This is a genomic window from Paenibacillus ilasis (genome assembly GCF_043195395.1).
GTDB lineage: Bacteria > Bacillota > Bacilli > Paenibacillales > Paenibacillaceae > Paenibacillus_AQ > Paenibacillus_AQ lautus.
The window spans coordinates 201374-214732 of record NZ_JBHDJG010000002.1; the positions used below are offsets into that span (position 1 = coordinate 201374).

The window sequence follows — 13359 nt, forward strand, 5'->3', positions numbered from 1 at the left end:
CATACAAAACCCCTCGCTCATTGAGCGGGTTTTTTACTTTATATATCTGAAACAAAGTATTAAGTTTAGTTCTCCGAATTGGATTGATGCATCAGTTCTTTGATTTCAAGAAACTGCGTATTCGTTAATTGTTGGGCTTGATGAAGGGCGTTCAGCTTATCTTCTATTCTTTCCATTCGAAGCTGCGTTTCTTTTTGGAGTTTCTCGGTCTGTCTTTGTGTTTTGGAGTTATCCATGACGACTAAGATGGTCAGACCTGCACTGAAGATCGTTAACCCTCTAGCGATTTGATTTAAATCGATTGAATTCAAGGCAATCAGGCAATCGGCAAATCCTGCTCCTATAAGTAGACCGCCGATCGTGACAATCCCAGTTCTTTTCCATTGTTCTGGGATGATACTTAATGGCTGTTTCATGTAAAGATCCCCTTCAGTTAGGTAGTAAACGAGAATTATGATAGCTTCATTCTATATTTAATAAAACACAAATTCTGGAGTAATAAAAGGAAATACATAGAAGCCTATAAGCTGAACTTTAAAGAAATTGCAGTCAAAATGCTGCTGGATGAATTGGAATACAACAGTAGAGAAAACTGCATGTCCAGACAAAAAAATGTCGTGCGGCGAGTTTAAAATAGGGTCATCGCTTCAATAAGTTCATCAGAGCCAGGTTACTCCCTAGCCTAAAGTCTAGGTTCAGATACCCCCTAAGACGGTTATGTCAGGCAAATAAGGCAGATATAATGGATTTATATCTCAGAGCGTGCGTGACTTATGAAACCAAAGGAGTGTTTGAATATGAAGGAAGTAGAAACGACCGCTAAAGCGCGGTCTGGAAAGGTGAACTGGGCGCTTTTTAATCCAAAAACCTATGCAACGATCCTATACTTAATGCTATCTCTCCCGTTAGGGATTATTTATTTTACAGTAGCGATAACGGGAATTACACTATCCATCGGTTTAACTCCAATATTTATCGGAATACCGCTGTTTTTTGGAGTAGCTAAGCTGTTGAACGGGATTGTACTTTTTGAACAAAGCATGATTAGACAAATTTTGGGTTTACCTACGCCTTCCGTTTCGTATTCCTACAATCAACAGTCTGAAGCGGGGCAGAACTGGTTGAAACGAATGGTGAGCGGTTTTGACGGTGCGCTATTTATTCGAAATCTGCTCCTCGTATTACTAAGATTTGTTACTGGCATCGTATTCTTTGTGATTATGGTAACGGTAATTTCACTGGGACTCGGATTGATTGCTCTTCCGGTCGTGCATATTATTTTGATGAATGAACTGCAGCTTGATATTTTGGAGAATAGCTTGTTCAGTTATTTTCATATAGATTGGACCTATAATCAGCAATACCTGCTGTACGTAGGTGTTGGCCTTATCCTGTTCTGGGTCGCGCTGCGCGTTGTGAATGGGCTTATGCAAATTCTGCGTAGAATCATGTATGTGGATGAGCCCTATCAGCAGCCGTCAGTGCCGCCGATGGAAGCACAAATCCATGCGCCCGTTCAGTCGCAATATTACGAGTACCCAGAGGATCAACCTACTCAAGGGATGATGCAGCCAGCCCATAGAGAGTTTTAGAAGCACTCTTTTTTAGAATCTACTACTTGGTGCGTATCGTCTACGTGTTAATCTCTCTATGATATCTATGCAATATCCTATTGGGCATTGAATGAGCGTAGGTATCATTTCTGGGAGAAGCCGTGGATTGATAGATCCTAAGGCGGCTTTACACAGCCGTGGTTCGCGTCCATAAAACCCGCTCACTGAGCGGTTTTTTTCTTTTTACTGATGAAAAGGCAAATGAACCCTTCGTTTGGAAGGTTCATTTTTCTTTTTATGTTGTATGGAATAAATGTTTCTTCCCCCATCGTTTGTATCCAGGCGAGTTACGGTTATGGTTTCGGTCTTAGCAAAAAGGGTGTTCCATTCGTCCATAGATCTGTCAGACACCCATTCTACATTTCGGATTCTACACTTTGGCTTGGCGGCCTTCCCGTAATCTTCTTGAATACCTTGGAGAAATATTTGCTGTCCGAGAAGCCCAGCTGATAGGCCAAGTCCGCCAGCTTCACATCGGGATTGCGGCGGAGCATCTCTTCGGCCCGCTCGACGCGCAGCTTGTTCACCAGTTGATTAAACGGCATTCCCGTTTCTTTTTTGATCAGCTGTCCGAGGTAGATGCTGTTGTGATGAAAGATTTTGCCCAGCATGTTCAAGGTCAAGGGCTGATGCAGATGTTTCTCGATATATTGAACGACGTTCATGGCTTTGCTCCCTGATTCGGAGGCCGGTTCTACCGTCGGGGCCAACGCATTCAGTATGTCGGCCCGCGAGGAAAAGGCAAGCGAAGCCAGTAACGCTGCATCCATCTGCTCCTGCATGCCGTAATAGGCTGGTTCATAATCGGAATACCACTTGAACACGGTCTTGATGAAGGTATCGAGCTGACCCGGTGTCGGAGCCGCAGCGAGGCATTGATCGAGCTGTTCGGAAATATAAGCGAGCGAGCCCTTGTAATCATGCAAAGAGAGATGCAAGCCGATCATCTGCTGATCCTTGAGGGTCAGGAAAGGGGCATGCCCTGCAGGGGCTGACGTGAATCGGCTCGAATACAGCTGCCCGTATAAACCGGCGATTGTTTCCATCAGTTCCTGCTGCATGCTGATTAGCGACCGAAAGGGCATGCTGGCCGCATGCGCCGTCTGGATGCCATCTTCCCCAAGCAGCTTCGAAACCAAGTCCGATACCGAAGCGGAATGTTCATAGGGAGAGATGACAGCCAGCAGGGTATCGGATGGAAGCAGTAGATGGCATGCTAGGCGATGTCGATGACGCAGAGAGTTCTCATACTCCAAAATATCTTCGATGGTGACTTCGGATACTCCTCCATCCTCTTGAAGAGGCAGCTGAAACAGGAGCCATTGATAGGAGGAAGGAAAAGAAAGATCAGCGAAGGCTTCTCCTGACTGTACGCAGGTCTCTGCACCCCGAATGATAGCGGATAAAAGCCCGCTGGCGTTCCGCTTGGATTCGCGCAGCTCCAGGATATGAGCCGATCGGCTGATCTGCGAGACGATTTCCTGCTCTTTTAAATGACCGATCGCTTTCCGTAGACTGTTCATCAGTTCCTCATCCTGAATCGGCTTCAACAAATAACCTGCCACATCATAATCGATGGCTTTCTTCAGGTATATAAAATCGTTATAGCCGGAGATGATGATGATTTGCAGCGGAAGCCCGTGGGAGCGCAGCTGCTCGATAAGCGCGATTCCGTCCAGGATGGGCATTTTGATATCCGTAATCATAATATGCGGTGCATGGGTCTCGATCAGATCCAAAACGTCGCTGCCGTCATGGCAAACGCCGGAAAGCTCCAGGCCGAGCTCGTCCCATGGAATACGGCTCTCCAGCGCTTGGCAGATAATGGGGTTATCGTCCGCGAGTATGACCTTATACATCAGCATCTTCCTTTCGTTGGATCGGAACTAATAATACGATTCGCATTCCCTGCGAAGGGGCGGACTGAAAGTCCATAGCGTAGGAATCCCCATAAAATAAAGCCAGCCGGGAATGGACATGCCGAAGCCCGATGGAGGTGCCGGGAGAAGACAGCGTTCTTTTCTCCACCTGCCTCAAGCTTTCTCTCAACCGGAACTGTTCATCGGAGGACATGCCCTTGCCGTTATCGCTCACTTCGATGCGAATATGTCCATCCTGAACGCTGCTTTGGATCCGGATCATGGGGGCATGTCCCGGATCCCTGCCGAACCCATGCTTGAAGCAGTTTTCAAGGAGGGGCTGAAGCGCCATTTTGGGTATGAGCTGGTCCAGCGTATCCGGATGGATGTTCATGTCCACGTAGATGTGCGGATAAAAAGAGCTGATCTCGGCGATATACACATAATCCTTCAAGTGCCTGATTTCCTGCTCCAGCGTTACGATATCCTGAGGCTGAAGGCTGTAAGTAAACAGCGCTCCGAGCTTTTGGCACATGATGCTGGCGGTTTTGGAGCCGTCGATGATCGCCTGGCTGGAGATAGTCTCCAGGGCATTATATAGAAAATGCGGATTGATTTTTTGCTGAAGGGCATCCAGCTCCGCCTGCGTCTTCAGAAGATTCATTTCATAGTTTTCCTTAAGGAGGTCCTTGGTGCCGGTCACGAGAATATTGAAGGAATTTTTGAGGTCATGGAGCTCGATGATGTTCCCCTGATAGTTTGCGGCGACCTCTAAATTGCCTCTGGACACCTGCTTCATCGCTTTCATCAACATGTAGATCGGCCGGGTAAAACGCTTCATGGAGATAAGCGAAATGACGAATATAATGAACAGATACACAGCCATGATGCATAGAATCACCACGATGATCGCACTGATCTGCTTGATGAACAGCTGCTGCGGCACGTAGCTCTCAATCGTGATGCCCGTAAACGGTGAAACCTGGCGGCTGAACAGCTTGCTGTCCGCCTCCGCCGGCTGACTCGAAGGGTCCATGTTGCTGAACAGAATCTGTCCGGAAGGATCATGGATCCGGATCGGAATGGATGGATGAATCCGCTCGACCATATCTCTGAAATCCGGGTAGGTGATATCCATAATGACATAAGCGATCGGCTTTCTCGTCTGGATGTCGGGAATCGGTTTGATGATGGAGATGGCTTTTTCGGCTGAAAGATAGTAACCGCGCTCATTGTTGTAAAAAATCCGGCTTTTCTCCGGATTTCGTTCGAATGTCTCGTACCAAGCCGCGTCCCTGGGGACAAAGTTATCGTTAATATCTTCTTTTGTCGAGTTGACGGGTAAATGCCCTTTTTGGCCCACGACGCAAAACTGCAGTCCGTCCTGAAACATGGTCATGTTCTTCAACGTGGTGGACATGCTGCGGAACGCTTCGGTGGCCGCGCTGGAATCGTAATTGGGAACAGCGTAGTAGAGCGTAAGCGGCAGAACGACGCTGTTGTCGGTCGTAATGATGTTTTGCGTGTTTTCGACTGAACGGAAGAAAGAATCGAGCTGATCGTTAATGAGGCCGATGGCTTCGTTATTGTATTTCATAATCTCGTTCCTGGAGTAGACCGACAGCAGAATGAGCAGGGGAACCGTGATCACGATGACGGAACAGACGATGTAAGCGACCGTCCTGCGGTACAAATAATTGAAAAAATGCGTTTTTCCAGCCAAAGCCTAACCTCCCGTATCCAAAGTACATAAGATTTTTCCACTTTAATGCTAAGATTCGTCGGTGTTCCTGTCCCCGGATTTTGTATATCATGAACTCAACACATTCATGTAAGTGCTTACAATACTGGATTTTCAGCAGAAAGTAGACACGGTACCGTTAATCTACAGTAAAATCAGCTTTAAATCAACGCTTTACTGATGCGCTGTACTGCAGAACAGGGCAAGGAGAAAAGAAGATGTGAGATTTACGAATTGGAGGGTCTTCGAGTGATCAAAAATTGTAAAGGACTGGCTTTATTGCTGGTGGCAGCCATGCTGTTGGGCCTATTATCGGCATGCTCCGGATCTTCGGGCAAAGAGGGAGCTTCCGGCACGGATCAGGCGGCCTCAGGTAAAAGAGTGACGATTACAGCCTGGCATGGTGCATCGGGAGAAAGCGCGAAATTTTTAGAAAATATCGTTAAAAAATATAACGAATCGCAATCCAATGCCACGGTGAAGCTCGTATTCGTGGATACGGACAATATGGTGACCAAATTAACGGCAGCGGCTGCAGGCAAGGCTTTGCCGGAAGTCGGGATGCTGATGTGGCCAATGTGGCTGGGACCGCTGAAGGATGTCGTCAAACCGCTGGATGAATTCATCCAGGCTGAGCCGGACAAGTGGAATGAGGATGATTTCCTGAACGGTCTGATTGACGGTAACGTGCGATTTGACGGGGTGACCTACGGCATCCCGATTGAGACGAATAATCGTGCGCTCTATTACAACAAGAAGCTGTTTGATGAAGCGGGCGTGACCCCGCCGAAAACCTGGGATGAGCTGGTCGAAGCGGCACAGAAGCTGACGGACCCGACTAAAAAGAGATGGGGAATGTCCCTGCCGACGACGCAGGGCGGAGCGCTGGATGCCGCTTGGGCACCCTTTATGTGGCAGGCTGGGGGCGACTATGTCAATGCGGAAGGTACGGAGCTGCAGTTTAACGGAGAAGGCGGCATTGCCGCAACCCAGTTCTTCGCCGACCTGATCAACAAGTATAAAGTGGCCAGCCTGTCGCCGCCGCAAAACGGATTCCAGTCCGGCATGATCGCAATGAGCATATCGGGGCCTTGGTCGATTCCAACGCTGAACGCCAACGAAAAGCTGGATTACGGCATTGCGCCGCTGCCGGAAGGAACGAAGGGCAAGGCCACGATTTTGGGCGGCACGAACAATTTTATTTTCAAAACGACTCCCGAAAAGGAAAAGGCGGCCTGGGATTTTCTGACCTGGTTGTCCACGCCGGAAAAAACGGCTGAATTCGCGGTCGGCTACGGTTCGATTCCGATTCGCAAGAGCAGTTCGGATGCCGCCGTTTGGAAGGATTTCGTCAAGGAGAATCCGGATATTCAGGTTCACATCGACGGGTACCAGTACGGCAGATACCAGCCTTTCAACGTGCTCACTCTTACGGAGATCACCGAAGTTATCACTTCGCATATCGAAGCTGCCATGCATAACAAGGAAACGGCTGAAGAGGCCATGAAAAAAGCGTACGAGGAAAGCAAACCGTTATTAAAAACGTGGTCTTCATCTAAATAGGCTCGAGTAGGAGGGAGATGGGGTGTTAGAAGCGGCATCCGTCTCCTTCCCTCTATTCCTGATGAAGCGCGTGCGAGGTGGTGCAAACATGAAACAGTTTAAGCGTATGTTCGGCAAGGATGCGGCGGTCGCATGGATGCTGATCGCGCCAAATGTCATCTGGATCGCGGTATTTACGCTGTTCGCCATATTTTATTCATTTTATTTGAGCTTTACCGAGGTCGATTTATTCGCGAATCAATTCACGCTCGTGGGCCTGGATAATTACACGCAATCCTTTGCGGATCCCGTGTTCACTAAGTCCATCGTCAATACAACCGTATTTACGATATTTACGGTGGCCTTCTCCATGGGCATTGCGATCGTGGTAGCCGTGCTGCTCAACAGCAAAATCAAAGGCCGAAAGCTGATGCGCGCAGCATTTTTTCTGCCATCTATCCTGCCGATTATCGCCGTGGCACAGGTATGGATATGGATTTATGAACCGAGCTACGGGCTTCTGAATTATTTTCTGGAGAAAATCGGGATCGGAGATCCAAGCCATCCCTTTCAATGGCTTGTCTCGCCGGATACGGCGATGCTGTCCGTCATCATTTTCTCGATCTGGAAGTCGTTCGGCTATAACATGGTCATCTATCTTGCCGCCCTGCAGGGCGTGTCCAGATCCTTATATGAAGCTGCAGAAATCGACGGCGCGAATGCCGTCCAGAAATTTTTCCGCATTACGATTCCGGGGCTCAGACCGGCCACATTTTTCATCTTGATTACATCGATCAGCGGTTCCTTCCAGACCTTTGGCGAGATTTATGCCTTGACCAACGGCGGGCCGATGAACCAGACGAATATGATTGCCTACTATATCTACCAATATGCGTTTGAGTTTTTCAAAATCGGCAGGGCTTCGGCCGTGAGTGTGCTGCTGTTTATTCTGCTGTTCGCCATCACGATCTGGCAGTGGAGCTCGTATCAGAAGAAAGAGGATTGAGTTGTAGGAGGTTTAACGGATGAGAAGACCAACACACATGATCGGGATGCTTGCGGTGTACGTGATCCTGTTTTTGACGGTGGTGACCACCCTGCTGCCATTGGTGTGGATGATCACGACTTCAATCAAAACGCCGGGAGAGGTATTCGTGTATCCGCCCAAGTGGATTCCTACCGAATTTGCCTGGTCCAACTACAAAACGGCTTGGGAGATGGCTCCTTGGAATAAATACTTTTTGAATACCGTTTTCTATACGGCGAGTACCGTGGTAGGCGTGCTGATTACGTCGGTCGCAAGCGGATATGCCTTTTCCAAGCTGGAGTTCAAGGGGAGAAAGACGCTTTTCTTGGCCTACATCGGGACGATGATGGTACCTTCGCAGGTAACGATCATTCCGGTATTTATCATTCTGTCGCAAATGAACTGGGTGGATACGTATGCGGGCCTGATCATCCCCGGTCTTACCAGCGCCTTCGGCTGTTTCCTGATGCGCCAGTTCATTACGGGCATTCCGACGGAGCTGATCGAGTCGGGCCTGATTGAAGGCGGGGGGCATATGCGCATTCTGGCCTCGATCGTGACGCCGCTATTGAAGCCCGCCGTAGCGACGCTGGGGATTTTCACGTTTATGGGGACCTGGAACAATTTCTTCTGGCCGCTGATCGTCACGAACAGCGATGAACTGCGCACCGTGCAGGTAGGACTCAGTTCCTTTCAGAACCAGTACGGTGACGGCGATTGGGGGGCAATGATGGCGGCTGCGACCATGGTCAGTGCTCCGGTGCTCATCCTTTTCTTTTTCGCCCAGAAGTACTTCATTGAAGGCATTGCGATGACGGGAATCAAGGGCTAACCTCGTACATACGATAAAAGCTTGGAAGGAAGTGAAAGGGTTGGATTTTAATATATTTAAGTCACCTTCGTTGGTGCTGGCTGAGACGGAACAGGGCTGGGAAAAGCTGATGCCTGCGGCGGATTCGGTGTGGAGCACGGGGCATGTTGCAGTGACCATGAAGCTGCGGGAATCGGCAGCGGATATGGGACTTTATCTGGAATCTAAAAAGTCGGCGGTGCATACCATCCGCATTCGTTGGAACCACAGCTTCACGAGGCCTGTAACGCTGCTCGGAGATCACTGGGAACGCGGCTACGGGGATATGGGTTGGTCCGGCCTGCAGCCGGAGCGCGTGATGCCCTGGTATTTCATGATTCACGACGGCTTGTCAACGGCCGGGTTCGGCGTGAAAACCGGGGCGGGCTCGATGTGCTGCTGGCAGGTGGACGCAGACGGCGTGACGTTGACGGCGGACGTGAGCAGTGGCAGTCAAGGCGTCACTCTTGGAAACCGGATTCTCAAATTCGCCGAGCTCGTGCAGGTCCATGGAGGCAAGAACATGACGCCGTATGAGACGACCCGGATGCTGTGCAGCTCCATGTGCGAGCAACCGGTACTGCCGAGCGTTCCGGTATATGGGGGCAACAACTGGTATTATGCCTACGGCAAAAGCTCCCATCATCAAATTGTAGAAGATTCGCAGTTTATTTCCGCCATGGCGGAGGGCTTAACGAATCGTCCGTTCATGGTCATTGATGACGGCTGGCAGATCAGCTCCGGCACCTGTAACGGCGGTCCATGGATAGGAAATCGCGATTTTCCCGACATGGCGGAACTGGCGGATGAAATGAAGCAGGCTGGCGTCCGACCCGGCATCTGGTGTCGTCCGCTCTTAACGCAGGAGAAGGTGCCGGAATCCTGGATCCGTTACACGAAAGGCGGGCATTTCTTAGATCCGAGCCGCCCGGATGTGCTTGAATATGTCGCGGAAACGATGAGTCGGTTGCATGAATGGGGTTATGAGCTGATCAAGCATGATTTCTCGACCTTCGATCTATTCGGACAATGGGGTTTTCAGATGAAGGGAAAAGCCCATGCGCTGCCGTACGCCTTGAGCGATACTTCCCGCACCACCGCCGAAATCGTTCTCGACTTGTACCGGACGATTGCAGAGGCTTCGAAGGACAGTCTGATTATCGGCTGCAATACGATTGGGCATCTGGCGGCGGGATTGTTTGAAATTCAGCGCACCGGAGATGATACCAGCGGCAGATCGTGGGAAAGAACACGCAGAATGGGCGTGAATACGCTGGCCTTCCGGATGCCTCAGCATGGAACCTTGTTCAGCCATGACGCGGATTGCGTGGGCATTACCACCGAGGTGCCTTGGGAATTCAACCGTCAGTGGCTCGATCTGCTGGCAAACAGCGGTACGCCGCTCTTCGTGTCGGCCGACCAGAAGGAGTTAAGCGGGCAGCAGAAGCGGGAGGTGCGGCAGGCCTTTGGGGCAGCTTCCCGTCCGCTTCCGACAGCGGAGCCGTTAGACTGGATGTATAACAGTTGTCCTTCTCTATGGAAGATTGCCGGGGAGGTCCGGAATTACAGCTGGAACGGCGAAGCCGTCTTGGGGGCAGGTACAAGAGATCACGAATGGTGGCGTTAACAGCCTTCGAACAAGAAAGTACCGCTTTCCGTTGGCAAGTGGATGAAGATCCCTTATTTACGGGACTCGGCCTATTCTCGTTTTATGCGGACGGAAGAGGCCTTGCTATATGCTGAAATTCGCCCATTAAGAAGATCATGAGGACAGGGGATCCGTTATTTACGGGACTCGGCCTATTCTGGAGTTCACGCGGACAGAGGATCCGCTATTGTATCATAATCACGGAATAATCCGTGATAAATCCCGGAATAGCGGATCTCTTGTCCGCATATTGCTTCGAAATCGGTAAAAACAAGGAAATAGCGGAACCAGTGTCCTCAATTAACGCAAAATCGATGGACTTTAACAATGCTGGATGGCGGTATCCTAATCAGGGAATCTGTACGCGGCTAGTTGCTGCCGAACTGAATAACAGTAATACAAAAAAGCCTATGCCGTTACATAGCGGGTAAGCTTTAGCGGCATACCGTACATCCTGCCAAGCCACGGCTCGCCTCCATAAAACCATGCACAAGTCATCAGCCCGTTCGGGTTGGTGGCTTTTCCATTTGTGGTATAATAATCCTTAATGTCTACATTAACAGAAGATTGGCTGGTGAATCTGAATGAGCGAAAAATTCTGGTTAGTTGTACAGTATCCTCTGAAAAGTGTAAAAGGCAGCCAACGTGATCACTGGTTGAGAGAACAAGTAATGAAATACTTGCAACTATCTTTAGCAGATGCAGATTTAGGCCATGTTGACGGTTTTGATATGGGGAAAAACATATCCGATCCAAAAAAATATTCGCTTAATATATTCTGTGTCATTACGGAAGAAGAACGGGCGATAGCCTTGGTAAAAAGAGTGTTAAGAGAGAGCCGGCTTGATTATACTCGCATAAAAATGGCTACCATGCCCTACGGAACCGAAGAAACATATACCCTGAAATATGCATATAAAAAGGGTGTTACGGATTTTTCACTATAGGGGTTTGAATCCCCTCCGTACATTCCATAAAGAAGCGACCGTGACCGGTCGCTTTTTGTTTACCGGCCCAGATGCAATTCGGAAACAAGGGATGTTACGTATTTATGGCCGAGCGGGCTTCGCGTTCAGTCGTGCGGCCATTTCGTCAAGTGGACAGAGATTTTTCGAAGAAGATGGATTACTTTTTCTTTGTTCAATGAATCTTCATTACCTTTGTGCTTTTAATCACAAGTGAAGGAGCATGAGGATGCTAGTTTAGAGAAGTAAACAGAATAGAACTTCATCTTTATATATCGAAACAAAACAGAGGTGATGAACATGAGTGAATTAATTAATAACCGTGAGGAAGGAATTTCTGCTCATCGAACGGCCCGTATACATTTACTCAAGGAAATCATTAAAGAGCTGCACCATGGAAAAAGCGTGGAGGAAGTGAAGTCAAAATTCAACCAAGCTGTAGGCGAAATATCGGTTGATGAAATTTCGGAGCTGGAGCAAGTGCTAATGCAGGAGGAAGGAATACCGGTAACCGAAGTACAGCGACTGTGCAGTGTGCATGCTGCTGTATTCAAAGGTTCCATCCAAGACATTCACAGAGCTCATAAACCCGAAGAGCAGCCTGGACATCCTGTGTTTACCTTTAAGATGGAGAACCAAGAAATCGATCGACTGGCAAATTTCAAAATCGCGCTGCATCTGGATCAATTTCTGAAGGATCAAGGGGAGGCAAATCGCCTCAAATTGCTGGAGGATTTCAGTCTCCTCTATGACGTAGACAAACACTACAGCCGCAAAGAAAATTTGCTCTTTCCATTTCTCGAGAAATACGGAATTTATGGACCGACCAAAGTGATGTGGGCAGTCGATGACGGTATCCGAATGGGAATAAAAGAAGTAAAATCCAAACTCGCTCATGATGAGGGCAATGCGCAGAGCGTAGTGGACCTTGCCAAACGCGTCTTAAATGAAGTAACAGAAATGATCTATAAAGAGGAACATATCTTATTACCTATGGCTCTGGAAAAGTTGACGGAAGATGAATGGCTTCAAATTGCTGCCCAAAGCGAAGAAGTCGGTTATTGTTTAATTGCGCCGGATCAAGCATGGATTCCTGAAAGAGCAGCTGAACCTGGCACAGATCAGGGATTGGCGTCTTCTCCGCTACAAGAGGGGTATATCCGAATGAGTACTGGCATTTTATCGGTCAAACAGATGGAATCCATCTTAAATCATTTACCAGTCGACCTAACCTTTATCGATGAGCATGATATCGTTCGATATTTTTCACAGGGCAAAGAGAGAATCTTCGTTCGCACCAAAGCGGTGATCGGCCGAAGTGTTCAGAACTGCCACCCTCCGCAAAGCGTTCACGTCGTCAATCAGCTGCTTGCTGATTTCAAAGCAGGTGTCAAAGATGCAGAAGATTTCTGGATCCCGGTTAAAGATAAATTTGTCTACATTCGTTATTTTGCCGTGAGAGATGAAGAAGGAAACTATATAGGCACGCTTGAATTCACTCAAAACATTAAGCCGATTCAGGAGCTCACCGGTCAAAAACGGATACTCTCTCCGTAAGAAGGGAAGCCGTTCACCTTGGGATTCACCTGAATTGGATTCTAAAAGCCTTTGGCTTTCTAACTAGGGGGGACTGCCCCTTCTGTGAGACAGCGATCAAAATACTGATAAGTCTAAACAACCAGTCACCGAAAACAATCGGAGACTGGTTGTTTCGTTTCGCTTGTTGAATTTAATCAAAATATCAATTAGAAAACCTCCTGACCAACGCGATCCGTAGAATCGTGGTTTTGCTCAGCCACGCTTTGCCTTCAGTGGGGAACTCTCCTTTACAGCTCTGTGGGCACTTCCTTAGTCTTAGCTAAGAAGGTACAATTCAAAGTAGATCCCAGAAATCCGTCCCGAACTAAAATTCATAATGCGCCATGGGTTAAAGGCAAGCAGGCGGAGCCGGTGCGATGGTTGGCGGCCCGGTTGGTTCGGCTATCGGTTCCTATGTGGGAGGTGCGGCTGGAGCCTTTGTCGGTGATGGCGCAGCTAAAGTGGTCGAAAGTGGAGTTCGCTGGATTAGCGGACTGTTCAAATAATTTCAGAAAGGCGCTAAATCATGAACGCGA

The 13359-nt window shown here is 48.6% G+C and carries 11 protein-coding genes; 8 read left to right on the plus strand and 3 right to left on the minus strand.

Going from position 1 to position 13359, the window contains the following annotated elements; genetic code table 11:
• Nucleotides 1-65: 65 nt before the first annotated feature.
• Complete coding sequence (locus tag ACETK5_RS21135) at nucleotides 66-416, minus strand: hypothetical protein (RefSeq protein ID WP_326119513.1); 351 nt, start codon at nucleotides 414-416, stop codon at nucleotides 66-68.
• 381 nt (nucleotides 417-797) lie between these two features.
• Between ACETK5_RS21135 and ACETK5_RS21140 the strand changes: the two genes are divergently transcribed.
• Entirely contained in the window at nucleotides 798-1592 is a 795-nt protein-coding gene (locus ACETK5_RS21140) for a sensor domain-containing protein (protein ID WP_394057669.1), read from the plus strand.
• A gap of 377 nt (nucleotides 1593-1969) precedes the next feature.
• Here the strand turns inward: ACETK5_RS21140 and ACETK5_RS21145 are convergent, their stop codons facing one another.
• Entirely contained in the window at nucleotides 1970-3472 is a 1503-nt protein-coding gene (locus tag ACETK5_RS21145) for a response regulator (RefSeq protein WP_394057671.1), read from the minus strand.
• Nucleotides 3465-5195, minus strand: coding sequence for a cache domain-containing sensor histidine kinase (locus ACETK5_RS21150; RefSeq protein ID WP_394057673.1), 1731 nt, complete (start codon nucleotides 5193-5195; stop codon nucleotides 3465-3467). Before ACETK5_RS21150 ends, ACETK5_RS21145 begins: the two co-directional genes overlap by 8 nt.
• A 267-nt stretch (nucleotides 5196-5462) precedes the next feature.
• On the opposite strand from ACETK5_RS21150, the gene ACETK5_RS21155 reads away from it, so the two are divergent.
• From ACETK5_RS21155 to ACETK5_RS21185, 7 genes are all read left to right on the plus strand, one after another.
• A complete protein-coding gene (locus tag ACETK5_RS21155; RefSeq protein ID WP_100539699.1) occupies nucleotides 5463-6776 on the plus strand; it encodes an ABC transporter substrate-binding protein in 1314 nt (437 codons plus the stop codon).
• Nucleotides 6777-6864: 88 nt separating this feature from the next.
• Complete coding sequence (locus tag ACETK5_RS21160; RefSeq protein ID WP_100540235.1) at nucleotides 6865-7761, plus strand: carbohydrate ABC transporter permease; 897 nt, start codon at nucleotides 6865-6867, stop codon at nucleotides 7759-7761.
• A 19-nt stretch (nucleotides 7762-7780) separates the two neighbouring features.
• On the plus strand, nucleotides 7781-8614 hold the full coding sequence (locus ACETK5_RS21165; protein ID WP_100539700.1) for a carbohydrate ABC transporter permease: 834 nt from the start codon (nucleotides 7781-7783) through the stop codon (nucleotides 8612-8614).
• A 31-nt stretch (nucleotides 8615-8645) separates the two neighbouring features.
• Nucleotides 8646-10259 carry a glycoside hydrolase family 36 protein gene (locus tag ACETK5_RS21170; RefSeq protein WP_394057676.1) on the plus strand — a complete coding sequence of 538 codons (1614 nt, stop codon included), beginning with the start codon at nucleotides 8646-8648 and terminating at the stop codon, nucleotides 10257-10259.
• A gap of 605 nt (nucleotides 10260-10864) precedes the next feature.
• Nucleotides 10865-11227 carry a hypothetical protein gene (locus tag ACETK5_RS21175; protein ID WP_394057678.1) on the plus strand — a complete coding sequence of 121 codons (363 nt, stop codon included), beginning with the start codon at nucleotides 10865-10867 and terminating at the stop codon, nucleotides 11225-11227.
• A gap of 318 nt (nucleotides 11228-11545) precedes the next feature.
• Nucleotides 11546-12802 carry a DUF438 domain-containing protein gene (locus tag ACETK5_RS21180; protein ID WP_394057680.1) on the plus strand — a complete coding sequence of 419 codons (1257 nt, stop codon included), beginning with the start codon at nucleotides 11546-11548 and terminating at the stop codon, nucleotides 12800-12802.
• 398 nt (nucleotides 12803-13200) lie between these two features.
• Nucleotides 13201-13329 carry a hypothetical protein gene (locus tag ACETK5_RS21185; protein ID WP_394057682.1) on the plus strand — a complete coding sequence of 43 codons (129 nt, stop codon included), beginning with the start codon at nucleotides 13201-13203 and terminating at the stop codon, nucleotides 13327-13329.
• The last annotated feature ends 30 nt before the right edge of the window (nucleotides 13330-13359 follow it).